This window comes from Thiomicrorhabdus marina (assembly GCF_017571465.1).
Classification (GTDB): Bacteria; Pseudomonadota; Gammaproteobacteria; order Thiomicrospirales; family Thiomicrospiraceae; genus Thiomicrorhabdus; species Thiomicrorhabdus marina.
Map to the genome: position 1 here is coordinate 123,136 of NZ_JAGETV010000001.1, position 25,139 is coordinate 148,274.

Here is a 25,139-nt window from a genome sequence, read left to right on the forward strand (position 1 = left end):
AAGCGAACTTCTTCTCAAGTATTAGAAACCAAATAAAACTTGTTAGATCGCGGCAGAAGTTACAGCTAATAGTACAACTAACTATTAGCACAACCCTCCACGACAAAAATCCACCCTTGTTAAAAAGAGATAAAAGGCTGAAGGTCAAGGCGAGTTTCGAAGCGAACTTTCAAGTATTAGAAACGGAATAAATTTTTCCTAATCGCGGCAAAGATTGAAGCCAATAGTATACCTATTGGCAAAATCTTTAACAAAGAGTAGGGAAAATTTAGACGTTTCTAACCAACCCACTTACGTGCATTGCGGAACAGTCGCATCCACGGCGCATCCTCTTGCCACTCGTCAGGACACCAAGAGTTTTGCACAGCGCGGAACACACGCTCAGGGTGCGGCATCATAATGGTGACACGACCATCTGGTGTAGTCAGACCCGTCATACCATTTGCGGTACCGTTCGGGTTAAACGGATAGGTTTCAGTCGCTTGACCTTGTGCATCCACATAACGCACACCGACCAGACCTTCAACTTGCGAGGAATCACCGGCACCAAAGTCCATACGTCCTTCACCGTGAGCTACTGCTACAGGAATACGCGTACCCGCCATCCCTTTAAGAAGGATAGACGGCGACTCTTCAATTTGAACTTGCGAGAAACGCGCTTCAAATTGCTCTGATTCATTGCGAACAAATGCCGGCCAGTTTTCCGCACCCGGGATAATCTCTTTCAAATTAGATAGCATCTGACAACCGTTACAAACACCTAGCGAGAAGGTATCTTCACGCTGGAAGAAGTTCTCGAAAGTGCTGCGTGCATTGTCATTGAACAAAATTGAATTCGCCCAGCCGCGCCCAGCACCTAAGACATCACCATAAGAGAAACCACCACAAGCCACTAGACCGCGGAAATCATCGAACTTCACTTCACCGGAAAGCACGTCACTCATGTGAACGTCGATTGCATCGAAACCGGCCTTAGTGAAAGCTGCCGCCATCTCTTGCTGACCGTTAACCCCCTGCTCACGCAGAATTGCCACTTTCGGACGCGGCGCATCGGCAAATTCAGCAGTAATATCATCATTAATATCGAAAGTGACTACTGGATTGATTTCAGTGTTCGCGTCGTTTTCAATCGCATCAAATTCTTGTTTCGCACAATCTTCGTTGTCACGAATTGCTTGCATGCGGTAAGAGGTTTCCGTCCACCACTTCTGTAGTTGCTTACGAGGCATATTGAAAATTTCTGCACCGTTTGCAGAAATCGAGATTGTATCGTCTTCTGAAACCGAACCGATAAAGTGTGACATAGCAGACAGGTTATTTGTAGCAAGTACCGCTTCAACCGCTGCTTTATCTGCAGATTTAACTTGCAGAACCACACCGACTTCTTCAGCACAAAGTGCTGCAACCGGCTCATTACCAAGCGCTGTAATATCGACGCTAATACCGGTGTGACCCGCAAACGCCATTTCCGCTAGGGTGACCAATAGGCCACCATCGGCACGATCATGGTAAGCAACAATCTTATCGTCAGCCATTAGCTGCTGAGTTGCATTAAATAGATTTAGCAGATCATCCGCAGAGTCCAAATCAGCGGTATTTTCACCCACTTGACCATAAACCTGCGCTAGACAGCTTGCGCCGACACGGTTTTGACCTTTACCTAAGTCAATCACCAATAGTTCAGTATCACCTAAATCTGTACGCAGTTGCGGCGTTACCGTTTTACGGACATCTTCCACAGGCGCAAAAGTGGTGATGTTTAAAGACATTGGCGAGATAACGGCTTTGTCTTCACCATTGTCATTCCAAACGGTTTTCATCGACATAGAGTCCTTACCAACCGGAACCGCAATTCCTAGCGCCGGACATAGCTCTAAACCAACCGTTTCAACGGCGTCGTAAAGAGCCGAATCTTCACCCGGATGCCCTGCTGCAGCCATCCAGTTTGCCGAAATCTTAATATCCGACATCTTGCCGATTTTCGCACAAGCAATGTTCGTGATTGCTTCAGCAATCGATAAACGTGCAGACGCCTTAGGATTAACCAGTGCTACAGGAGGACGTTCACCAGAAGCCATGGCTTCACCGGTGTAACCCTTATAGTCAGAAGCGGTAATACCTGCGTTGGCAACCGGAACCTGCCAAGGCCCCACCATCTGGTCACGTGTAACCATACCGGTGATGGTACGGTCACCAATAGTAATCAGGAAGTTTTTCGACGCAATCGTCGGCAACTTCATCAAGCGTTCCGCTACGTCGTTCAAATCCAAATTAGCAGTTTCAAAACCGGCTTGCGGAATAGAACGTGTTTCAGCGGTACGATGCATCTTAGGCGGCTTACCAAGCAATACGTTTAGCGGCATATCGACCGGATTGTTGTCAAATACGGTATCGTTAACAACCAATTCTTGTTCTTTAGTCGCTTCACCGACGATAGCGTAAATCGCACGTTCACGCTTACAGATTTCAACAAACTGGTCAATCTTATCTGGATAAACTGCGATAACGTAACGCTCTTGCGATTCATTCGACCAGATTTCCATTGGCGACATGCCCGGTTCATCATTTGGCACAGAACGTAGGTCAATTTTTCCACCCTTACCAGCATCGTTTACCAGTTCAGGGAATGCATTGGAGATACCGCCGGCACCGACATCGTGAATCGACGCAATCGGTGACTCTTCACCGAGGTAAGTACAACGGTCAATAACTTCTTGTGCACGACGCTCCATCTCAGGGTTTTCACGCTGTACTGAAGCGAAGTCTAGGTTTTCCGCACCAGAACCGGTTTCAACCGATGATGCCGCACCACCACCTAGGCCGATCAACATGGCAGGACCACCCAGAATAACCAGTTTCGCACCAACTGGAATATCGCCTTTTTCAATGTGCATTTCACGAATGCTACCTAAACCACCTGCCAACATAATCGGCTTGTGGTAACCACGAATCTCTTCACCTTCATGCGTAATTAGCGCATTTTCATAGGTACGGAAATAGCCGTTGATTGCCGGGCGGCCAAATTCATTATTGAAACCAGCGGCACCCAATGGACCTTCAAGCATAATATCCATTGGCGTCACAATACGCCCTGGCTTACCGTATGGCTTTTCCCAAGGCTGTTCAAAACCAGGAATATTTAGGTTAGAAACCGTAAAACCAGTTAGACCGGCTTTTGGTTTAGAACCGCGCCCGGTTGCCCCTTCATCACGGATTTCACCACCGGAACCGGTTGCCGCGCCCGGCCAAGGCGAGATTGCTGTTGGATGGTTATGGGTTTCTACTTTGATTTGGAAATGAACCGGCTCTTCAGAGAATTCGTATTTACGAGTTTCTGGATTCGGGAAGAAACGTGTTGCTTGCGCCCCTGCAACCACTGCGGCATTATCGCTATAAGCCGAAAGAACGCCTTCCGGGCTCTTCTGATAAGTATTGCGGATCATACCGAACAGTGAGTTCGGCTTATCTTGACCATCAATAGTCCAGTCAGCATTAAAGATTTTGTGACGACAATGCTCAGAGTTTGCTTGTGCAAACATCATTAACTCGGCATCCACCGGATTACGACCTAAACCATTGAAAGCGTCAACTAGATAATCGATTTCATCTTCAGATAGCGCCAAGCCCATCTCTTTGTTGGCAACCACTAAGGCTTCACGACCACCACCAAGAACATCAACCGTCGTCATCGGTTTTGGTGATTGGTGTGAGAACAGGTTTTCCAATGCTGCGAAATCGTGGCTAACGGTTTCCATCATACGGTCATGTACCAGTGCTTCAACAGCGGCTTTATCTTCTGCGGTAACACCTTCAAAGTGGTACACAATTCCACGCTCAATGCGTAGCACTTTATCAATACCGCAAGTATGGGTAATATCGGTCGCTTTTGAAGACCATGGAGAAATCGTGCCAATACGCGGTGTAACAATACAGCTATCCGCTGATAGATCACCATTTTGATTGTCTGCAGTTTTGTTTAACAATACATTCAAATGTTCGATTTCTTCAGCTGATAAATCAGAAGCGGTATCAACAAAATATACGAACTGAGAACTCAATCCATTCACTGAAGCAACCGTTTGCATTTTGGTTAAAAGTTGGTTGATTCGGTAAGTTGAATGTGCAGGATTTCCCCAAATAATTTGCATAGTTTTTTTGTCCTTTGAAAAAACAAAACCCTCTGTTAAGAGGGTAAGTAGGTTTCGGATTATTTCGCCAATAACCCGAGACTTTCAGATAAATACTTTCTTTGTAAGGCCGTAAGCGGTTCTTCACCTTCTAAAGCAGAAGCGGTAAAAATTGTCGTACCGTCATCTTCAGCAGCCAATTTCAGCACAACACGTTGTGGTAAATCCGTTTTTGAACGATCACGCCAAAAAGCTAAGCTTGAAAGAATCCCCTCTTGCTCACGAATATCTTCCGGTATGTCGACCTGCATCGTGCCATTGCCTTTGCTTGCTGTATGAACATTCCATCCAGCTCTGTACACCATCGCCTGCAAATACGACCAAGACTCATCCATACCGGCTTTGAACTTAAGACCGTTAAACTCTTCACCGTCTATAGTTTCAACCATGTTCTGAGTCGACTCAAGTTGCGCCAAAGCCTGTTCACTGCTAGATCCAAAAAAGACCATTGCTTGATACAAAGCTTGTGCTTCTAAAACAGGACTATAAGGACGTACATACCAATTGCCATCATTCAAGTTCTCATTGCGATCGCCCGGCGCAACCATTTCGTTGTGATTGATGTAAACACGAGTAACACCAGCCGCTTTGTCGGTTTCAACGCGAGCGATAAACTTGTCGTAAGCGCCTTTCGCCAACTCTGGACGCCAGCTATTGAATAAACGAGTTAGAGGGCCGTCTTCTTTGGAAGTCGGTGCCACTTCTTCCCGTGGTAGATAGTCGGTTTTGATAATGCCAATGTCTTTACGTGCTTCGGCAATTTGAAAACCGGCATTCGTGAAATAGCGCTGAATACCGCGCCATGCATCTTCTGAATTAATGGTTTTCAGCTCCAGCCAACGATTGGACAAATCCGCTTTAATCGCTAGACCATTTGCTTGGAAAGTAGGGATCGTATCAGAGGCTTGCTGTTTTGCTAGAGCATTTTGCGCATCTTGTAACGCTGGTGCAAATTGGCTATCTGCTTTACCTGGGTTAAAAAGATTCGGCGGCATTTCCAGATTTTTTACCGTTTTGGTCTCCGTGTCACGGTAAGAGTCATCAGACCCGAACATATTGTTTAGGGTAGAACATCCACTCAGACCTAGGGTACCGAATGTCATTGCCAGCGTTGAAGCCAGCACTGTTTTTTTGGCAAAGCGCATAAACTTTTTAACCTTAATATTTTTCTGATTTAGAAAGATAACAACGCCCGGCTTAACCGGGCGAGAAATTATTTGATTACTCCAGCCTTTTGCAAGGCCGCATGAACCGTTGGCTGAGCCGATTCCGTTAACACCGTTAAAGGTAAACGAATCGCCTTCCCAATCATCCCCATATCAAATAGAGCCCATTTCACCGGAATCGGATTCGCTTCGACAAACAAGTCATTATGCAATGAAATTAATGGCGTATCTAATTGATGTGCAGTTTCGGCATCCCCTTCCAAGGCTGCTGCATAAGCGTCTCGCAACTGTTTTGGGGCAACATTCGCTGTTACTGAAATACCACCATGACCGCCAGCTAAAATGAAATCAATCGCTGTGGCATCATCACCACTGTATAGTGCAAAGTCATCGTCGACTGCAGATTTAACTTCAGCAATGCGAGCCAAATCACCAGTTGCATCTTTAATACCAACAATATTGTCAATTTTCGAAAGGCGAATTACCGTTTCCGACGACATATCAACTGCGGTACGACCTGGAACATTATAAAGAATCTGTGGAATATCAACTGTCTCGGCCACTTTCTTATAATGCAGGTATAGACCTTCCTGAGTCGGCTTATTGTAATATGGCGTTACCAATAGACAAGCATCCGCCCCGGCTTCTTTTGCACACTGCGTTAATTCAATCGCTTCGCGTGTCGAGTTGGCACCGGTTCCGGCAATAACAGGAATTCGACCTGCTGCCTTGTCAACAACAAACTTAACGACTTCACAATGCTCTTTAAATCCTAAAGTCGCTGATTCACCTGTTGTCCCGACCGCAACGATTGCATCGGTCTCTGATTCGATGTGAAATTCAATCAGTTTTTGTAACGCATCGTAATCGACAGATTCATCTTCTAACATCGGTGTGACCAGTGCCACCATACTGCCTGTATACACAGTCAAAGTCTCCAATCCAGTAACGCAATTTTTAAAAACGTAATATTAACCGTTCACCCCTAACACTTCAACATAATTTGCCTGTTGCGCCCGCCTTAATCTATCGCACCTAGAGACGGCTTAAGTTTCACCATAAAAGCCTTATTGATTATCTCTTTAAAAGCATTAAGGCTATTGCTTGCCTTGTTGAAAATAGGCATACTGAATTGCAAATCAGTAAAGCTTAATCAAGCACATCGCCATAGTGATGATGCTAAACAATTTAGCCCCATAAAGGATTTTGCACTATGTTAGCCAAACAAGGCGACAAACTCCCCAATTTTTCACTGTCCGCCACCGGCGAACAAATCATTTCAGAAGCAGATTTTCTAGGGCGTTATAGCGTCTTGTATATTTACCCTAAAGATTCCACTCCAGGTTGCACCACCGAAGGTTTAGACTTCAGTGCATTAAAAGACAATTTTTCAGCATTAAACGCTCAAATTTACGGGCTTTCAATGGATTCAATGCGTCGTCACGAAAACTTTAAAGGCAAACAAAATTTTGCTTTTGAGCTTATTTCCGATCCCGAACATGAATTATGCGAAGCACTGGGCGTCTATCAACTGAAAAAGAATTTCGGTAAAGAATACATGGGATTAGTGCGTTCAACTTTTCTAATTGACCCAACGGGAACGATCGTAAAAGTCTGGAGCCCGGTGAAAGTCAAAGACCATGCCAAGGAGGTTCTGGAAACGCTACAAGAAATGGTCAGCTAGTTTTTAACAACTGCCAGACAAAACAATTCGGCCTGTCAACAATCCATTAATAACAGGTCCACTTAATCTAAATGCTGTTCGCTAAAGGATGCCATCATGACTGATGAACCACGCCGCTTATTTATTTTGGACACCAATGTGCTCATGCACGATCCTATGGCTCTTTTCAATTTCGAGGAACACGACATCTTTTTGCCGATGACCGTTCTTGAGGAACTCGACGCAGGTAAAAAAGGCATGTCGGAAGTTTCTCGTAACGTTCGTGAGACTAACCGCTTAATCGACCAGATCATCAGCAATGCCAGTTTTGAAGAAATCAAGAATGGCTTAAGCCTAGAGAACATTCATCCAAATAGCGGCATGGAGAGCCTACATTTAGGCAAACTTTTTTTCGAAACTGAACCCATGGTTGCCCAGCTGCCTGCGCATTTACCAAGCCACAAAGCTGATAACCACATACTACAAACCGGCTTAGCATTAAAAGAACAGTACCCGCAACGCAATGTCACCCTAGTTACTAAAGACATCAATATGCGGATTAAATCCTCAGCAGTCGGCTTACACTCGGAAGATTACTATAATGACCGAGTCCTTGAAGATGCTGATCTACTCTATACCGGGTGGGAAATCCTACCGGAAGATTTCTTCGAAACCCACGGTAAGAACATGAAATCCTGGCAGGAAGGTGAAAGCACCTTCTACGAACTTGAAGTTGACCATGATTGTGACTGGTATCCAAATCAAGCATTAATCAGTGCTAACGATTCCGGCTTCTCAGCATTAGTACGCGAGATTCGTGACGGCAAAGCGATTCTTGAATACATGCATGATTTTAATTCTGACAATAGTGCCGTCTGGGGAATCAACGCTCGCAACACCGAACAAAACATTGCAATGAACTATCTAATGGATCCGGAAATCGATTTCGTATCAATTCTTGGTGTTGCAGGAACCGGTAAAACCTTGCTAACTCTTGCTGCTGCTCTAGAGCAGACCCTTGATGAAAACCTGTATAACGAAATCATTATGACCCGCGCGACCATTCCGGTCGGTGAAGACATTGGTTTTTTACCGGGCACGGAAGAAGAAAAAATGACCCCATGGATGGGTGCCTTAATGGACAACCTTGAGGTACTGACCGAATCGGACGGCTACACTGATTGGGAAAAAGAGAGTACCCAGCAATTGCTGAGCAAACGAATTAAAATCAAGTCAATGAACTTCATGCGTGGCCGCACTTTTCAGAAGAAATTCATTATTCTCGATGAAGCACAGAATCTAACTCCAAAGCAGATGAAAACTCTGGTAACGCGTGCAGGTGAAGGCACTAAGGTTGTCTGCCTCGGTAATATTAGCCAGATCGATTCACCATACCTGACCGAAACAACAACCGGTTTAACTTATATCGTTGATCGCTTCAAATGCTGGAAACACAGTGCACATATAACCTTACAACAAGGAGAACGTTCTCGCTTGGCGGAATTCGCTTCCGACAATCTATAACTCTCTCAACAATCAAACTCAAAAGGCAGAATGAATAATCTGCCTTTTTTATTTATTAGGCATTTATTAGGCCTGAAAACAAAAAACCCGAGCATAAAGCTCGGGCTTCACTGGCAGCAATTCAGCGTTTAACGCCCCATTGTTTTCTGCTCTTCTTCGGTCGGGATACGGAAGCCTAACTCTTGTGCACGCGCACGACAGTAGTTGATTGCAAACTCTAAAAGCTCACCTACCGCACGGTGACGGAACTTATGCTTCTGACGAACATGCGAGAATGGACGCAGAATTGGCGGATCCAGAGGAATCGCTTTCAAGGTACCAAGCTTAAGTTCTTTAACGATAGTGGTACGCGAAACAACCGCAACTCCGACATCAGATTCAACCGCCATCTTCACAGACTCAGGACTACCAAGTTCCATTACCACACTCAAATCACTGTAGCTAAGCCCTTGTTCGCGAATATAAGAATCGATTACCTGACGCGAGCCGGAACCTTCTTCACGCGAGATATAGCCGTATTTACGGAAATCTTCTACCGTTACTTTGTCACGTTTCGCCAATGGGTGATCTAGAGGACAAATCAGTTGCATCTCGTCAATACGACAAACATCAACTTCCAAGTTCTTATTCTGAACCGGCGCTTCAACCAAGCCAAGGTCGATCATATTATTTTCAACCATTGAAACAATCGCATCGGTGTTGCCGACCTGAAGACGGATATTGACATCTTCGTACTGTTTCTTGAAAGCACCCAATAGGCTTGGCAACATGTATTCAGCAATAGTCGTACTGGCGCCAATAACCAAAGTACCGGTAACTTCGCCCGTCAACTCGCGAACTTCAGAATTCATTTTTTCATAAAGTTCAAGAATCTGATCAGCATAGTCATATACGACTTTACCGGCATCGGTCAGGGTAATTTTATTGTGAGTACGGTCAAAGAGGCGGGTGTTAAAAAAATCTTCTAACTGCTTAACTTGGAAGGTAACCGCAGGTTGAGTCATATGGAGGGTCTCTGCAGCTTTGGTAAAGCTCATTACCTTAGCTACGGTATGAAATACCTGAAGACGTCTATCTGCCATCTGCTCTGTCCTTATTGTTTGTAATGATTTCTAAAATTTAGCCGTGAATATAGGCTTTCCAATAAAAAAAGTCAATCTTCTTCGATAAATCGATAAAGTAAGTTTGGGAATGTATTTTGTTATTAAATCATAACTTCTTCAGTCACGTCCGGGCAATTACTTACGATGATTGGGTTTGGAAAATAATTCCCTCTCAATCTGCTTTAAAGCATCTAAATGCGGAGAACTAAAAGGAGAAGGCCCGACATTTTTGCGTTCGATTTTCTGGCCTGCTTCCATTTGCGGCTGATCACTGGACTCCATCATCGTCGTGGTTCGATCAACTTCTTTTTTCTGCTGCATTTCCAATAAATACTCTTCAAGCATTCGATAACGATGCAGCTCTTCCGTTAAGCGATCAATTTCCTGAGTTGAATGCAACATAATACTTTCAACATGTTTTTCATTATCAATACTCTGCTTGGCTAAGCGCTTCTCTGTCTGGCGCACATAATTCAGAATCTCACGCTCCAATTTACGCTGATCCGAACCAATCAAAAATGCCGAGAAGTTCGCCGTTACCAAAGAGAAAAACATCACGCCGAAAATAATTAATACCGCCCCAAAGATTCTACCCTCTTCAGTTAAAGGAACGACATCGCCATAACCGACCGTTGTAATTGTTACCAACGCATACCAAATTCCATCAATAATAGGTCGTTGCTCGACATAGGAAAAAATGCCGCCAGCACCGATTACCAAAAAAGAAAAGCCGACCAAAATTTGCCCAAAGCGATTACGTTTTAATAAACGCAGGACATCATGAAAAAAACTGGAAACGAAACGAACGAAAAGCACTAACCGCAAAGAACGGAAAATCAAGGCCCAATCACCACTCCATGGAATCCACGGTGCAGCCACGAGGACAATCAAAACGCTCAACCAGTTATGTAAAAGATAGCGGGAACGGTCTTGTACAAGAAAAAGATTAACCAGCAACTCAGCGGCAAATACGCCCCAGAGAATAAAATCCAGACCGGCATATTCAATGGGGTAGTCGGTATAAGACAATACCAACTGCAGAAAGACAACCAAAATGGCAACCGCCACTAAATATTCGAAAACTCTGCCAACACTACGTGCACGGTCACTCTCTTTTTTATGAACGCCGGCAACACCTAGTAACACTTTTAAATTCATGCAGCAATTCCGATTATTCAGACAGTTCGCTAATCGTATAGAGTTATATCAGTCAATACTAAAGGATTTCTAACCAAGCTGTGCCAAGAAAAAACAACTTAGCCGGAAATAACAGGATTACTTATCCAAGCGCAAAAAATTCAGGCAATCCGCAGAACATTAAAACTTAGATGGCATAGATTTGCGCCAAACTCGGCAGCGCTTCACGGCCATTCAATGCTTGCTCCATTAGCCAGTTTTTCGCCGGCTTGAGTTGGTTGGCAATCGGCAGTACCGTTTGGCGAACACCGTTTTTGACCAGCTGATTTTGATAAAACCAAGCGAACCACTCCATCGAAAGCTGCACTATGGCGTTATCTCCACGACGCCAACGTTCATATTTCCTTAGGTTACTTAACTTGGCAAAATCCTTACCGGCTTGCTTGGCATTTGCTAAAACATCCACCATCGCGGCAGCATCCAACAAGCCTAAATTCACTCCCTGTCCTGCTTGCGGGTGAATGGTGTGCGCAGCATCGCCTATCAGAGCTAGACCATTTTTCACATAATGATTGGCATGCTGGCGAATCAACGGAAAAGCGCCGCGCTGCCCGACTTCAATAATTTGCCCCAAACGATAATCAGACGCCTTGGCGATTTCATGAGCAAATTCTTGATCCGTTAGCGACAGAGCCCACTGCTGTTTTTCTATCGGTAAATACCAAGCGATAGAACTGTAGTTCGCACCCATCGATAAAAACGCAAAAGGGCCGTTTTCGGTATAACGTTGCCAGCAACAATTCTCGTGCGACAATTCGGTTTTCACCGTCCCGACCACTGCACATTGATCATAGTCTTGACGATTCAAACCGATATTGGCCATCTGACGAATCTGCGAACGACCGCCGTCAGCAGCAATCACCAGTTTCGTTTGCAAGCTTGCACCATTTGCCATTGATAAGCTTGTCAGCTCTCCGGCAAACTCCGGCAATTCAAGCCCATCAAAACGCTCTCCTAGCAGTACTGACAAATTATCGTACTGTTTAAACTCGCTCCACAATGCCGCCTGAATCAGATCATTTTCAACAATATAACCAAGATTGGCTTCGCCGATTTCTTTGGCGTCAAACGCGACTTCCGCCTGCGTGAACTCATCCCAAACTCGCATTGCAGTAAACGGATGATGACGCTGTTGTAAAATGAAATCCCAGCCGCCAAGGTTTCGCAGGATATTTTCCGAGGCACGGGTTAAAGCACTGACTCGGATTCCCATCGGCGTCAGTTCATTCCAATCTAAATTCGGTGCTTGGCGTTCCAGCAACAAAACTGAAAAACCGTTTTTCGCCAAACCGAGCGCTGTTGCCGCTCCGACCATGCCACCACCGACAACCACAACATCCCAAATCTTTTGATAAATCGCTGCCTGTTCTACCTGAGTATTCATCAATCTATCCAACCTTTAAACCTTGCCCATCGCAAAACGCGAAAAACGTCTTTTCGCCATCGGCACCGCCTGCAATGCCATCAACCCTAAACCGCGTAAATGTCCGACCATCGGTGAAGAATGCTGAAATAGGTCAATAAGACTATCGGTCATGCCCATGACTTTCTGGTGATCTGGCTGGCGCAATTTAGCGTAATCTTGTAGAAATGCTTCACTGGCAACTTGCTCAATGGCCTCTTGCGGCGGCAGTTGTAACATTTCAATTTGCTGTAGGAGTACAGCAATATCTCGAATCCCTAAATTCAAACCCTGCGCAGCGACCGGATGCTGAGTATGCGCGGCATTCCCCAATAACAATGCACGCCCCTTGGTGAACTGTTCGACATAGGTTTCTTTTAACGGATACGCCAAACGCGGACTGGTTTTGACAAAGGCGCCTAAACGCTCACCCATTTTCGCAGAGAAACGTTCAAGATAGGCTTTATCATCTAGCGCCATCACTTCGTCCAACTGCTCTTGCGGAATAACCATCACCGCCTTATGTTGATTACCTTGCATCGGCAATAATGCGACCGGCCCTTCAACAGTAAAGCGTTCATAGGACCAGCCTTGAGGATGTTGTTCGGTTTCAATCTGCGCTAACACGGCATAGGCACCATAAGACTTTTCTTGCAATTGCAAACCAAGTGTTTGTCGCACCATAGAATGGGTGCCATCGGCACCGACAATCAATTTAGCGTGCAAACGAAGCGTTTCGCCGGATTGTTCGACCTGAGCGCAAATCGGATACGGCTGAGAATCATCTTCGGTAAAACTCTGTAACTTAGCCGGCGCTAAAATCTCAATCGCCGACTGCTGTTTTACCGCTTGCCATAGAACCTTACCCAAATCACGACCTTGCACGCTAAAACCAAGGGCATTCACCCCCATTTCTTTAGCATGGATTGTGGTGATTCCTAGATAACCTTTCTGTGAAACGTGCACATGCTCGATTGCGGTCGCATAGGGTTTTAATGCCTCCCAGACGCTAAGCTTTTGTAAGACTTCAATCGAGCCGAATGAAAGTGCTAAAACACGGCCATCAAAAGCGCCGTTCGTATTTTCCTCAGCACTCTCAATTTCCATTGGCTGAGCTTCCAATAACTGCACACGAAAACCTTGTCGGCTTAAACCTAATGCCAACATCAATCCGACCGGCCCACCGCCAACAATAATCGTATCGGAATTTTTCTGCATTTCGATTAACCCTTAACGCTCGATCACTTTGCCTGTTCGGCAAACCATGTTTCAATTTCCGCAACTGTGCGCGGTAAACCTTCGCTCAATACTTCATGTCCGTCGGCGGTAACCAGAACATCATCCTCAATGCGAATGCCGATATTGTGCCACTTGGCATCAACATGCTGATGACGATCTGAGATATACAAGCCCGGTTCAACCGTCAAAACCATCCCCGCTTGCAACGGACGCCATTCACCATCGATCTTGTAAACGCCGACATCGTGCACATCCATTCCAAGCCAGTGGCCGGTACCATGCATAAAGAAATCCATATAAGCTTTTTCTTCGAGTAGCGTTTCCAAATCACCTTGCAGGATGCCAAGCTCGATTAAGCCTTCGGTCAAAATACGCAAGGTGGTTTGGTGTAAATCGCCATAAAGCACACCCGGCTTAACCATTTCAATGACCGCTTGCTGCGCTTTTAACACTAAACTATAAAGTGCCGCTTGTGCTTCGCTGAACTTGCCCGATGGCGGATAGGTATGAGTAATATCACCGGCATAACCCTGATATTCAGCGCCGGCATCAACTAACAACAGTGCATTCGGTTCAAGCAACGAAGTGTTTTCGGTGTAATGCAAAATACAGGCATTTTCGCCGCTGGCACAAATCGAGTTAAACGCTACCCGCTCGCCGCCGTCACGATAAAAATCGGTTTCCAAAGCAATCTGCACTTCACGCTCAGTCTTAGCATTCGCTGCGACCCGCATCGCAGCCAAATGCCCTTGCACGGAAATTTGTGCTGCTTTGCGCATCGCATCGATTTCAGGTTCGGTTTTAATCACACGTTGTTCGTGCAATAGGCTATCTAAATCCATAACCCCGACCGGACTATCAATGCCTTTACGCACCTGCTTTTTCAACGAATCAATGACCGGTGCTAAAATCTCCATCCATTCTGCGAAATCACTGAAGCTGACAAAAATCTGTTCGATGCCGCTTAATAATTCCGGCAGATGCTCATCTAATTCCTCAATCGGCGCTGCCTGTTCTACTTGCAGAGTTTCGGCTGCGTCTTCAACCCCAAGACGACGACCTTGCCAGATTTCCTGCTGCAAATCTTTTGAGCGCACGAAAATCGTCGAAACGTCTTCGCCGTCAATATTACTCATTAACAATAAAGAATCCGGCTCATTAAAACCGGTTAAGTAGAAAAAATCGCTATGCGGGCGAAACGGAAATTCGACATCGCGGTTGCGAATCAACTCTTCTCCCGACTGGACAAGAATGGCACTTTTTTTCGGTAATTGACTAAAAAGGGTTTCGCGATTAGACACAGCTGAGATCATTCGGTCTCCAAATTTCTGCAATACAAGATAGATTAGTGAACTTGGTATTCGCCTTGTGGCGGATCCATAATAGGCGCGGCTTGAGTCGGGTTCAATTCTTCATTCAACATCAAAACACCGACCTTAATAAATTCGCTCAACTCCATCAAATCCTGTTCGATCTGTTCAGCCGCAGTTTCTTTCTCCAAATCTGCCAAGGCACTGATGTCAATTCGAGCGATTTCGCTCAGGTCATTCACCAATTCACGAACCTGTTCACTAAGGTCTTTTTCCATTTCGTTCAAACCGCCACCTAAACCGATGCCGTAGATAATGCCTTCACAAATTTGGCCGATCATCGCCGCGCGCATCACTAAAGAATCGTCATCATCCGGCAAGCACAGTTCCAACTCGAAACCAGAGCCGTTCAAACCTTTATTGGTCGACAGAAACATTTCATGCAACACCACCAAAAATGATTCTTTAATCGATTTTACTTGAGCCTCTTCCAGTAACTTACGAATCCAAACTGTCTCTTGAATATCGTTATCGACACACAACAAACCAATTAACATCCCCTGAATAAAAGATGGCGATTCTAATTCTGGGTATGGCGCGACCGCTTCATTTATGCTCTGAAAATCCATGAACTTCTTCTCTTGTTAAAGCTGATTAATTGAGGAATAATACCATATCCAGTGCTAGAAAAAGTATCTCCGGCAATGGGTAAAACGCCAACATCATCCCCATAGCAAAACAAGATAAATATAAGCATGGGTCGAGCGATAAAATTCGCCGTAATTTTTCAGTAATCGAAGCAGTTTAGGAGCTACACCCATGATCGAAATTAACACGATGGGTCATCGATTTAAATTTCAGTGCGAAGATGACGAACGCAAACGCTTAGAAGCCGCCGCTGAAATGATTGAACAGAAAATGTTGGAATTACCCAAAGCCAACCGCAACGAGCGCAGCTTATTAATGGTGGCAATTAATATCGCCTACGATTTCATTCAATTGAAAGAGGAAGCGCATCACAACAGCGAAGACATGAAGTCGAAAATTGACGCTATTCACACTATTTTGACTAGTGCGATCGAAGCACAGTCTCACTCAGAAGAAAGCAAAACATCGGTTAACTAAAAAACCTTCGCGCCTCATGAAAACTCATACTTTTTTCTGCGGTCGCTTAAAAGTTTGCTTGTTTTAAATTGAGGATCAACCACACAAGCAGTCGGATTTTTAGCCCAACTCAAACGGTGATTGCCCAATAATAAAACCGTTTTTTGCTTAACATCAAATTCCCTACAAACAAAGACATTTTTTGTAAACTCTGGCTCCAGTTAACGCTGACTAAAACCGCAATTTTGGTATAATGCAATCAAGCATATGGTCACGGGCGTAAACCCCGTTCCGATACTTACTACCTCGGGGCCAGACATTTTAAGTGGTGCGCATCTCGTTAGCTTAGCTAACCCGGGAAGCCTAAACTTTTTATGGGAGGCTGCCACCTGAACTTAGCGGTTCAGGGATTTAGCCCGGGCTGTATGCTTTTCTATTTATTACCTTTCTTTTTCAAATCCCGCTACACTACACAGTAAATCAATAGCCGTTTTTACTGTTATGCCGTCAAACCTAAATCAACTTCGCAAAGACATGCGCGCTCGACGCCAACAACTCAGTCAATCCATGCAAACACAAAACGCTAGACAGGCGTTAGACTTCGCTAAACAATTACTCAATAATAGCGAATTTAGCAAACCACAAAAGATTGCGTTATTCTTCACCCAAGATGGCGAACTCAGTACCGCCCCACTGATTCAATATCTGTGGCAAGAAACCCAGCATGAAGTCTATCTGCCAGTTCTACATACACTCGAAAAAGAACCGATGACGTTTGCGCACTACACTGAGTCCAGTCGGTTACAGAAAAATCGTTTTAATATTCCTGAGCCCTTTAACACCAAAAGCATTACTGCTGCTGAACTTGATTGGGTGTTTGTGCCACTGGTCGCTTATGACCAAACAGGCAATAGAATGGGAATGGGCGGTGGCTTCTATGACAGAACCTTTGCTTTCAAACAACAAAGCAGACCGTCAAACAAACCTTATTTGATTGGTTGGGCGCATAGCTTACAAAAAGTGGCAAGCTTGCCAACACAGCCATGGGATATTCCGCTATATGCCCTAATTAATGAAAAACAAATTGATTGGTTTGAGAATGGCCTTCTCAGCTAATTTGATCAATTTTAGCCAGTAAATCCTGACTTACCGGAATACGTAAACTCTTGCCAACATAAAGTCGATTCGCATTGCGAATGCCGTTATGATGCTTGATCTTGGCGACAGTGACATTGAATTTTTTGGCAATCGTCGTCAAATTATCACCGCTTTTGACTTCATAACGAACAAAAAGAGTATTCGGCGCTTGCACCGGGGCTTGTCGATGCGTTTCAATATAATGATTTAACCCAGATACAATCGCATTCGCCATTTTCTTTTGAAACAAAGGGTTAACCAGATTGCGCGCTTCTTTCGGATTAGAAATAAACGCTGTTTCAATCAGCATAGACGGCATATCAATTGCCTTCAATACCGCAAATTGCGCCGACTGAACATGCGCCCGATGCATAGTCAACTTTTTATCCATTTCAAATAAAACGGATTTTGCCAGTTTTTGGCTATGATCGATATTTGAACGACGAGAAAGATCACTCAATGCATAAGCAACGTCATCATCAAAGCCACTCAATTTAACATCCTGCAAGTACGCATTTTCGCTTTTCGCCAATAGACGGGCCATATGTGAACTGGCGCCGCGACGCGACAGTACATAAACCGAACCGCCATGCACGCGTTCATCTTCAAATGCATCGGCATGAATGGAGATAAAAATATCGGCACCTTTGCTTTTAGCAATTTTTTGACGTTCATAAAGCGGAATAAAAACATCTTTTTCACGAATCAAAACCGCACGCATATTCGGTTGTGCATCAATTTGGCGTTTCAGCTGTTTCGCCATTTGCAAGGTTACGTCTTTTTCCATAATCCGGGTTTGACGATTCACCGCTCCCGGATCTTTGCCACCATGCCCTGCATCAAGAGCCACGACCAATTCAAGACCATTACCCACAGGAGGTTTTACGATTTTCTGCACACTGGCTTTTAACTCAGCTTTCGCAACTTCATGCTCTTGGTTTTCAGCTTTCGCAGCTTTAGCAGACGTTTGCTTCGTCTGCTCAGGTTTATCAGCAACGACTAATTCAGACTTTTGCGCAATTTTTGTCTGAGCCGCTTCTAGCGGCTCTGTTTTTTCAGTAATGGCTTTTTCGCCCGCTTTAGTTACTAAGGCTTTTCCTTCAGCCTCTTCTGCCACAACTTTCTCAGGTAATTTAGTACCTAAAAGAATATCGACTGACTTATCAATCGCGTCTTGCGGTTTTTCTTCTGACTGGATTTCTGGCTCGGCTACTACAGCAGGCGTTTGAACTTCTTTCTGCTTGGCTTCAACAGACGTTATAACAGAACTTTGAGTTACTTCTTTTGTTGCCGGCTGAGCAATTTCAGCAGTGGTTTCCGGTGTGTGTTTTGCTGCTAATTGAGGCTGCGCCTTAACTTCTTTTTTCGCTGGAACGATTTTGGGTTTTGGCGAATTCTCGGCGGCATCTTTTAAATCAATAACCAAGCGATTAAAACCGTGCGCGTTTTCACCGAGGTGGAAGCTACTGATATCCAGAGTCTTATGTAATTGCATGGTTACTTGCGTCTGGTTGCCCTTATCACTCACCTGCATTTTATAAAGACGAGAATCATTGAAGGTCTTTTCGTTAAAACTGATGTTGTTGTCAACGTGATTAAAGACCACCATCACACGCGACGGATTATTCAACATACGAATCTGGAATTTTGCCTTGTCCTGCAAGTCAAAAACAATTCGCGTTTTCTGAACATCTTGGCCGACACGAACTTGCTTAATGGTACCAATGGCATAAGCGACAGAACTGCTAAACAGTAAACCGACAGCCAATCCGGCAGAGGTTAGTTTTTTTAAGGTACCTTTTAACTTCAGCAGTGAAGAAGAGACCGGCACGGAAGCATCCTCAGATTGCATACTGTCCTGAAGTCGTTGGCGTTTCTGTTGTGTTTCCAGCACGGCAAACCTCCGCTTATCACTTTTTGACTCTATGACAGAGCCATACTGAACAAAATAATTTAGTGTGAATTATTGACTAAGCAACCTTTTTGCCAAGTTGTCTTGTCAGTTTTATAACACGGGTGACAAGCCCCCAAACTCAAAGCTCTGCATTAACTGTTGGCCTTTATCGCTCTGCAATCTGATGGACAGGTTTCGTCCCTCATCAAGGTGCTGTATCTCAATCAATAAGTCCGCATTCGGCAAAACCGGCTGACCGTTTTGCGGCCACTCCACTAGTGCCAAAAACTTCCCTTGCAGGATGTCGCGAATCGCCAAATACTCCAACTCTTCAGGCTCACACAAACGATACAAATCAAAATGGTGAATCATTAAATCACCCTGTTCTAATTCCACAGGGTAAGACTCCACCAATGTATAAGTCGGACTTTTCACCTTTTGACCCGGCAAAAAATATTGAATCAAAGCACGCGACAAATACGATTTTCCTGCACCTAGATCGCCTTTCAGATACACGATTAAGCCACTACTCATTCGGTTCAGTTGTAATGCCTTTTCAATCTGCTTTGCTAAGGCTTCCGCCATCGATTTACTGGCTGCCTCATCTGCCAGAAAATAGTGTAACTTTTCCAAAAAGCTTCTCCATTCAACGGAATTGTATTGGCTTCGATTCCGCTCTGCTAAAATATATCTTTCTTTTGCGTATCTTGTATCCATGCCCGACTCAAACCTGCCGACCACTACCACTCTTAGTACCAAGCGGCTCGCCGAACTTGCCGAGCAGATTAAACAATGGGGTCAAGAGCTTGGTTTTGCCGATGTCGGTATCAGTGATTGCGATTTAAGCCAATACGAACCCCATTTTTTTCAGTGGCTCGAAAACGGCAATCACGGCACCATGGACTATATGCAACGCCACGGCACCAAGCGGACTCGTCCCAAAGAACTTGAACCGCAAACCGTACGCATTATTTCGGTACGCCTTAATTACTTTGACGGTTCAGCAAGCCATGCTTTGCAGCAACTACACCAACCGCAACAAGCCTATATTTCCCGCTACGCGCTGGGCAAAGATTATCACAAAGTCCTGCGCAAGCGCTTGCAAAAGCTGGCGCAAAAAATCCAAACCATCGTGCCTAACTTACAATTTCGTGCCTTTACCGACAGTGCGCCAGTTTTGGAGCAAGCCATTGCTGAAAAAGCAGGGCTTGGCTTTATCGGCAAAAACAGTCTAATCATCCACCCGCGTGCCGGGTCGTGGTTCTTCCTTGGCGAACTGTTCGTTAACTTGCCGCTACCGGCCGATAAAGAGCAACATTCGCAAGGTTGCGGACCTTGTACCGCCTGCATTGACGAATGCCCGACACAAGCAATCTTGCCAAACAACCAAGTTGACGCACGTCGCTGCATCTCCTACTTAACCATCGAATATGACGGTGTTATCGACGAATCACTCCGACCGTTAATCGGCAACCGCATCTACGGTTGCGATGACTGTCAATTAGTCTGTCCATGGAACCGTTTTGCCGACTTCACCGACGAATCGGATTTCACGCATCGCGACCCGTTGGATGAAGTTGCCCTACTGGAACTCTTCGAATGGAATGAAACCAAGTTTTTAAAGTACTTTGAAGGCTCGCCTATCCGCCGAATCGGCTATGCCAAATGGACTCGCAACCTCGCTATCGCTATCGGCAACCTAAGCCGCTCACAGGTTGATAAACTCCTTATCGAAACGGCCTTGGCAGCGGTCAGTTTAAAAATCGGTAGCCTAGATGACATCGTCGACCAGCATCTTATTTGGGCGCAAACCGAACTGCAAAACCGTCTCGATAACTGGCAAGACTCCGTTCAACCAACTATCGACACTATCGCGGTTGAACTTAAAAACCCGCAACAGATTAAACCGTTTAAAGTTCGAAAATATCACTACCCAGCCAATCGTTTGGCCAAGCAAAGATAAAAAGATTACAACATGTCGAAAATCGAACCCTGTGACGGGGTAAACAGCTTAGCGTATAGACGCGATGCATATGTATTGGTCATACCGGCAATATAATCAGAAATAACCCTTTGCTGTTCCTGCTCAGTCTCTTGTGCAAGATACTTCTTATAATTCTTAGACGGTAGCAAAGCGCTAGGATTAGCACGCAACGACTTAAACAACTCCAAGACAATCAACTGCCCTTTGTATTCCATCTGCTTCACTTCGGCGATAGTGATAACGTTTTCAAACACAAATTTTTTCAGCAACTCCAACACCGCCATTGCCCCCTCTTCCAACTTGGCTTGGTAAGCCAGTAGCGGATGGGAAAATTCAGCGTTTTCATGCATATAAATCGCTTCAACCATAATTCCGACCATCTGACTAACCGCATGCTTACGCGCTTTAGAGGAATCACTAAATAGCCGTTCCGTCATCTCATCGCCCCACAATGGATACTTTGCCAGCACGTCACTTTCCATAACCTGTTCTTGCCAACGCTCACGACGCACCATTTTCATAGTTACCGCATCTTCCAAATCGTGAATGCCATAAGCAATATCGTCGGCCAACTCCATAATATTGGTATCTAAAGCCTTATAGTGAGTACGCTGGTGCCCACCATCGCTCGGAGAAAATTGCGTGAAACGATGACGGTCAGCCTCATTAAACGGCTGCAACACCCAATCTAGAATATATTTTTCTTCCGCATAAATACTTTTCGGTGGTGACCAACTAGCGAAGTCCAACACTCTAAAATCCGTGGTTTCCGGACGCGCTAACTTTTCTTGATAGTCGGCACTTTGTGAGAGCACATCTTGGTAAAGCGCCGGATATTTCATCACCCCCAAAGTGGTACGACGCGACAAGTCCAAACCGTTCTCACGCGTATATTCACCAAGCTTCGACATAATTCGTAAAGTCTGTGCATTACCTTCAAAGCCGCCATAATGGCGCATCATATAATTCAGAGCTACTTCACCACCATGCCCATACGGTGGATGTCCCAAATCATGTGCCAGACAAATTGCTTCAATCAAGTACATTGATGGCAGCCACTGTACATAATCTTGTTCATTTCCGGCCGCATCAGTACCGACAGTAATTAATTGCTCGACCAAACCGGAACCAATTTGCGCCACTTCCATTGAATGCGTGAGGCGCGTGCGGAAAAAGTCCGATTCATTTAGACCGAAGATTTGCGTTTTTGCTTGCAAGCGGCGAAAAGACGCCGAGTGGATTACTCGGGCGCGATCGCGCTGATAGACTATGCGCGCTGGGCGTGACTCTTTATTAGATAAAAAGTCAGTGTAACGTTGCGTCCATTCCAATTGGTCTAACATAGCGATTTCCTTGCTTGGCCGAGTACCAAAACTTCCTTCTCTAAAGTTTTAAAAAGACAAGAATCTTCTTTAAAATCAAGCATATTAAAACCTTTTCTTAAACTATTTCCAAGCCTAATGCCGATTTTTGCACTTATTTTCATCAATTTTTCATCGGTTTTGCACTCCGAGCAATTTTTACAGATTCCCTTTTGCTGCTGTTTTATACTGTGTAGTCACTTACTTTTCTCTTCAAATATTGGAGTTACCTACCATGCTGAAACTGTTGCTAAAAATAGTGCTTGGGTTAATCCTTACCATTGTTATCGCCATCGGCGCACTCTTCGCTTTTGTCGACCCAAACGACTATCGTCAAGAAATTACTGACATTGTTCAAGAACAGACTGGCCGTGAACTAAAGGTCGGCAATATGAGCCTATCGGTCTGGCCGCATCTGGCAATTAACCTTGAACAGGCAAGTTTATCGAATGCCGAAGGCTTTGCCGGTGACAAAATGCTGCAAGCAAATGTCATCAGCGTTGGCGCTGCCATCATGCCTTTATTGCAACAGCGTTTGGAAATTGATCAATTGACGCTAGATGGTGTTCAGGTAACTCTGCAAAAAAATGCCGAGGGGAAAACGAATTGGGATGACTTAGTTGGTTCGGAGACAGAACAGGAAACCGAACAGAAAGACGACTCTCCATCCGAGAACCCATTAGACAAACTAGCAGCGCTTAGCTTCGGTGGCCTTAATATTCAGAACGGCCAAGTACAATGGCAAGATGCAACAACGGGTCAAGACATCAAGCTCAGCGAGCTGAATATCACCACAGGCACGGTTTCATTTGGTGAATTTTTCCCTATCAATATTCAAGCGACTACGACGCTAAATGCGCCGCAACTCACCACTAAAGTTGATTTAAATATTGAAGCAAAAGTTGATAAAAACGGCGCTTATGCGGTTCGCAACCTCGTTCTAAACAACCAAACCGAAAGTTCCGAACTGCCGGTCAGCAAAGTCTTGGCTGAGCTGTCCATTCCGACCATCGATTTAAACTTGGCGGAAAACCAAATCAATCTACCGGAAATGACGCTAGATCTGCAAAACACTGCGGGAACAAGCCTGCCTTTAGCCAGCATTAACAATCAAGTTTCGCTGCAAAACCTGTCCTTTAACTTAGAACAGATGTTGCTGCAAATCACCCAAGTGAAACTGGCAACCCAAGCCAAAGGGAAAGCCGATTTCGCGATTGCCGACTTAGATAATACGCTACAGCTAAATGATTTTTCGTTTGCGGTTGAACCACAACAGCTGAACACGACACTGGCCTCTAACACCAATGCCAAAGGGTCTGCCATTCCGGCCGGCTTGCAAAATGCCAAGTTCAACGCCAACATTAATGTCGATTTAGGCAAGCAAACTCTAGCCGTGCAAAACCTCGATTTAGCTGCTTTAAACCTTGCCATTAAGGGCTCGATTAAAGGTAGCCAGATTATCGACGCACCTCAAGTAAACACTCAGTTAGTTTTGGCGCAATTCGATCTTAAACAACTGCTTACAAGCATCGGTATCGAGCTACCACCAATGGCTGACGCCAACCGTTTACAGAAAGTGTCTGCGGATTTGGCGGTTGACTTCAACGGCAAAAATGAAGCGGTTGCCATTAACGTGAAACAATTCGTTCTCGATGACAGCTCCTTGAAGGGTAAAGCATCAATAGCAAATTTCTCTAAACCGCAAGTGCGTTACGACTTAGCGTTAGACAAAATCGACGCCAACTTATATCTACCACCGAAAAGCGATGAGCCGGTCGAAGAAGAGCCAAAATCCGATGAAGAGTTAGTGATTGAACTGCCAAATGAACTAATCCGTTCTTTAGACATTAACGGGACTTTAAAGGTCGGCGACTTAACCATCGACAAACTGAATCCGAAAAACATCCTGGTTACAGTAAAAGCGAAAGACGGCATAGTGAATGTCGCGCCGCTAAAAGCTGACTTATTTAAAACCACCATCAACGCCAAAGCTGGTCTGGATGTCACCCAAGACACGCCTAAATACAGCGTACAAACCAATGCGCCGAAAGTGCCGGTTGGCGATGTGCTGATGGCTTTCACCGGCGACGATAAACTAAGCGGACTTGGGAGCGTTGATTTAAACCTTACGACTAGCGGTAAAACTATTAAAGAATTTATGGCTAATCTGAACGGCCGCACCGATATGGACTTGGCTGATGGCGCCGTAAAAGGCTTTAACTTGGCACAAACCATACGTGATGCACAAGCTAAATTAAAAGGTGAAGCAACCTCTAGCGATGAAGCGCCGAAGCAGACCGATTTCAGTTCATTAATTGCTAAAGCCAATATCGTTAACGGTTTGGTGACCACCGAACAATTGCAAGCACTGGCGCCTTATATGCGCGTCGAAGGCGAAGGCACTATCAACCTTGCTAAAGAGTCTTTGAACTATCTAGTGAACGCTAAAATCGTTAGCACCGAGAAAGGTCAAGGCGGTAAAGCGCTACAAGACCTTAAAGGTTTAACCGTTCCAGTGCGATTAAAGGGTAACTGGATGGATCCTGATATTTCTCTGGATTTAAAATCGCTGTTTGCCGAAAAAGCCAAAGCCGAACTTGAAAAGAAAAAGGCCGAGCTAAAAGCAAAAGCAGAAGAAAAAATCGAAGAGAAAAAGCAAGAAGTCATTGACGATGCTAAAAAGAAAGTCGAAGAGCAAATGCAAGACAAGCTGAAAGATGCTCTCAAAGGATTTGGTTTCTAAAACCTCTCATTCTCACTTCTAAAAACAACCGCCGTTAAGAACCTTTCTTACGGCGGTTTTTTATTACCATCAAATGTCTGTTTTCATTTACCTCTACCCTCTAAAATCTTCTACAATATTCTTGT

At 44.9% G+C, this 25,139-nt stretch carries 18 protein-coding genes; 6 read left to right on the forward strand and 12 right to left on the reverse strand.

The genetic code is table 11. The annotated features are described in order from the left end of the window. Positions 1 to 278 precede the first annotated feature (278 nt). The 3 genes from purL to dapA form a co-directional block, all read right to left on the reverse strand. A complete protein-coding gene (purL, locus tag J3998_RS00645; protein WP_208146306.1) occupies positions 279 to 4,148 on the reverse strand; it encodes a phosphoribosylformylglycinamidine synthase in 3,870 nt (1,289 codons plus the stop codon). Between the two features lie 59 nt (positions 4,149 to 4,207). Continuing rightward, positions 4,208 to 5,332, reverse strand: a complete 1,125-nt coding sequence (gene bamC, locus J3998_RS00650; RefSeq protein WP_208146307.1) for an outer membrane protein assembly factor BamC — start codon at positions 5,330 to 5,332, stop codon at positions 4,208 to 4,210. A gap of 68 nt (positions 5,333 to 5,400) precedes the next feature. Beyond that, entirely contained in the window at positions 5,401 to 6,279 is an 879-nt protein-coding gene (dapA, locus tag J3998_RS00655; protein ID WP_208146309.1) for a 4-hydroxy-tetrahydrodipicolinate synthase, read from the reverse strand. Between the two features lie 287 nt (positions 6,280 to 6,566). Here dapA and J3998_RS00660 point away from each other — a divergent pair, with 287 nt between their 5' ends. Together J3998_RS00660 and J3998_RS00665 are read left to right on the forward strand one after the other, a co-directional pair. Next, on the forward strand, positions 6,567 to 7,037 hold the full coding sequence (locus J3998_RS00660) for a peroxiredoxin (RefSeq protein ID WP_208146311.1): 471 nt from the start codon (positions 6,567 to 6,569) through the stop codon (positions 7,035 to 7,037). Between the two features lie 96 nt (positions 7,038 to 7,133). Continuing rightward, positions 7,134 to 8,540: a PhoH family protein gene (locus J3998_RS00665; RefSeq protein WP_208146313.1), complete on the forward strand. Its 1,407-nt coding sequence runs from the start codon at positions 7,134 to 7,136 to the stop codon at positions 8,538 to 8,540. Between the two features lie 128 nt (positions 8,541 to 8,668). Here J3998_RS00665 and J3998_RS00670 read toward each other — a convergent pair whose 3' ends face one another. The 6 genes from J3998_RS00670 to J3998_RS00695 all read right to left on the reverse strand — a co-directional run bounded on the left by J3998_RS00670 (position 8,669) and on the right by J3998_RS00695 (position 15,420). After that, entirely contained in the window at positions 8,669 to 9,622 is a 954-nt protein-coding gene (locus tag J3998_RS00670; RefSeq protein ID WP_208146315.1) for a LysR family transcriptional regulator, read from the reverse strand. A 156-nt stretch (positions 9,623 to 9,778) separates the two neighbouring features. Then, positions 9,779 to 10,801 (reverse strand): potassium channel family protein, encoded by a 1,023-nt coding sequence (locus tag J3998_RS00675; protein WP_208146317.1) that lies wholly within the window; start codon positions 10,799 to 10,801, stop codon positions 9,779 to 9,781. 166 nt (positions 10,802 to 10,967) lie between these two features. Continuing rightward, the gene (locus J3998_RS00680) at positions 10,968 to 12,224 is read right to left on the reverse strand and encodes an FAD-dependent oxidoreductase (RefSeq protein WP_208146326.1); all 1,257 of its coding nucleotides are present in this window, start codon (positions 12,222 to 12,224) and stop codon (positions 10,968 to 10,970) included. 15 nt (positions 12,225 to 12,239) lie between these two features. After that, entirely contained in the window at positions 12,240 to 13,460 is a 1,221-nt protein-coding gene (locus tag J3998_RS00685) for an FAD-dependent monooxygenase (protein WP_208146328.1), read from the reverse strand. A gap of 23 nt (positions 13,461 to 13,483) precedes the next feature. Next, on the reverse strand, positions 13,484 to 14,794 hold the full coding sequence (locus J3998_RS00690; RefSeq protein WP_208146338.1) for an aminopeptidase P N-terminal domain-containing protein: 1,311 nt from the start codon (positions 14,792 to 14,794) through the stop codon (positions 13,484 to 13,486). Between the two features lie 32 nt (positions 14,795 to 14,826). After that, complete coding sequence (locus J3998_RS00695) at positions 14,827 to 15,420, reverse strand: UPF0149 family protein (protein ID WP_208146340.1); 594 nt, start codon at positions 15,418 to 15,420, stop codon at positions 14,827 to 14,829. Between the two features lie 190 nt (positions 15,421 to 15,610). Here J3998_RS00695 and J3998_RS00700 point away from each other — a divergent pair, with 190 nt between their 5' ends. Then, the gene (locus J3998_RS00700; protein WP_208146342.1) at positions 15,611 to 15,916 is read left to right on the forward strand and encodes a cell division protein ZapA; all 306 of its coding nucleotides are present in this window, start codon (positions 15,611 to 15,613) and stop codon (positions 15,914 to 15,916) included. A 480-nt stretch (positions 15,917 to 16,396) separates the two neighbouring features. After that, positions 16,397 to 17,011: a 5-formyltetrahydrofolate cyclo-ligase gene (locus J3998_RS00705; protein WP_208146345.1), complete on the forward strand. Its 615-nt coding sequence runs from the start codon at positions 16,397 to 16,399 to the stop codon at positions 17,009 to 17,011. Here the strand turns inward: J3998_RS00705 and J3998_RS00710 are convergent. Next, a complete protein-coding gene (locus J3998_RS00710; protein ID WP_341829236.1) occupies positions 17,004 to 18,926 on the reverse strand; it encodes an N-acetylmuramoyl-L-alanine amidase in 1,923 nt (640 codons plus the stop codon). The genes J3998_RS00705 and J3998_RS00710 overlap by 8 nt on opposite strands. Positions 18,927 to 19,037: 111 nt before the next feature. Then, positions 19,038 to 19,559 carry a tRNA (adenosine(37)-N6)-threonylcarbamoyltransferase complex ATPase subunit type 1 TsaE gene (tsaE, locus tag J3998_RS00715; RefSeq protein ID WP_243750527.1) on the reverse strand — a complete coding sequence of 174 codons (522 nt, stop codon included), beginning with the start codon at positions 19,557 to 19,559 and terminating at the stop codon, positions 19,038 to 19,040. An 82-nt stretch (positions 19,560 to 19,641) separates the two neighbouring features. Between tsaE and queG the strand changes: the two genes are divergently transcribed. Beyond that, complete coding sequence (gene queG, locus J3998_RS00720; RefSeq protein ID WP_208146364.1) at positions 19,642 to 20,889, forward strand: tRNA epoxyqueuosine(34) reductase QueG; 1,248 nt, start codon at positions 19,642 to 19,644, stop codon at positions 20,887 to 20,889. A gap of 5 nt (positions 20,890 to 20,894) precedes the next feature. Here queG and J3998_RS00725 read toward each other — a convergent pair whose 3' ends face one another. Then, entirely contained in the window at positions 20,895 to 22,253 is a 1,359-nt protein-coding gene (locus J3998_RS00725; protein ID WP_208146366.1) for an anti-phage deoxyguanosine triphosphatase, read from the reverse strand. A gap of 253 nt (positions 22,254 to 22,506) precedes the next feature. Between J3998_RS00725 and J3998_RS00730 the strand changes: the two genes are divergently transcribed. Continuing rightward, a complete protein-coding gene (locus J3998_RS00730; protein ID WP_208146378.1) occupies positions 22,507 to 25,014 on the forward strand; it encodes an AsmA family protein in 2,508 nt (835 codons plus the stop codon). The last annotated feature ends 125 nt before the right edge of the window (positions 25,015 to 25,139 follow it).

Excerpts from the sequence above, each read along its gene's own strand:
- purL (WP_208146306.1), bottom strand. The coding sequence starts at position 4,148 with ATGCAAATTATTTGGGGAAATCCTGCACATTCAACTTACCGAATCAAC.
- bamC (WP_208146307.1), bottom strand. The coding sequence starts at position 5,332 with ATGCGCTTTGCCAAAAAAACAGTGCTGGCTTCAACGCTGGCAATGACA.
- J3998_RS00660 (WP_208146311.1), top strand. The coding sequence starts at position 6,567 with ATGTTAGCCAAACAAGGCGACAAACTCCCCAATTTTTCACTGTCCGCC.
- J3998_RS00665 (WP_208146313.1), top strand. The coding sequence starts at position 7,134 with ATGACTGATGAACCACGCCGCTTATTTATTTTGGACACCAATGTGCTC.
- J3998_RS00670 (WP_208146315.1), bottom strand. The coding sequence starts at position 9,622 with ATGGCAGATAGACGTCTTCAGGTATTTCATACCGTAGCTAAGGTAATG.
- J3998_RS00675 (WP_208146317.1), bottom strand. The coding sequence starts at position 10,801 with ATGAATTTAAAAGTGTTACTAGGTGTTGCCGGCGTTCATAAAAAAGAG.
- J3998_RS00680 (WP_208146326.1), bottom strand. The coding sequence starts at position 12,224 with ATGAATACTCAGGTAGAACAGGCAGCGATTTATCAAAAGATTTGGGAT.
- J3998_RS00685 (WP_208146328.1), bottom strand. The coding sequence starts at position 13,460 with ATGCAGAAAAATTCCGATACGATTATTGTTGGCGGTGGGCCGGTCGGA.
- J3998_RS00690 (WP_208146338.1), bottom strand. The coding sequence starts at position 14,794 with ATGATCTCAGCTGTGTCTAATCGCGAAACCCTTTTTAGTCAATTACCG.
- J3998_RS00695 (WP_208146340.1), bottom strand. The coding sequence starts at position 15,420 with ATGGATTTTCAGAGCATAAATGAAGCGGTCGCGCCATACCCAGAATTA.
- J3998_RS00700 (WP_208146342.1), top strand. The coding sequence starts at position 15,611 with ATGATCGAAATTAACACGATGGGTCATCGATTTAAATTTCAGTGCGAA.
- J3998_RS00705 (WP_208146345.1), top strand. The coding sequence starts at position 16,397 with ATGCCGTCAAACCTAAATCAACTTCGCAAAGACATGCGCGCTCGACGC.
- queG (WP_208146364.1), top strand. The coding sequence starts at position 19,642 with ATGCCCGACTCAAACCTGCCGACCACTACCACTCTTAGTACCAAGCGG.
- J3998_RS00725 (WP_208146366.1), bottom strand. The coding sequence starts at position 22,253 with ATGTTAGACCAATTGGAATGGACGCAACGTTACACTGACTTTTTATCT.
- J3998_RS00730 (WP_208146378.1), top strand. The coding sequence starts at position 22,507 with ATGCTGAAACTGTTGCTAAAAATAGTGCTTGGGTTAATCCTTACCATT.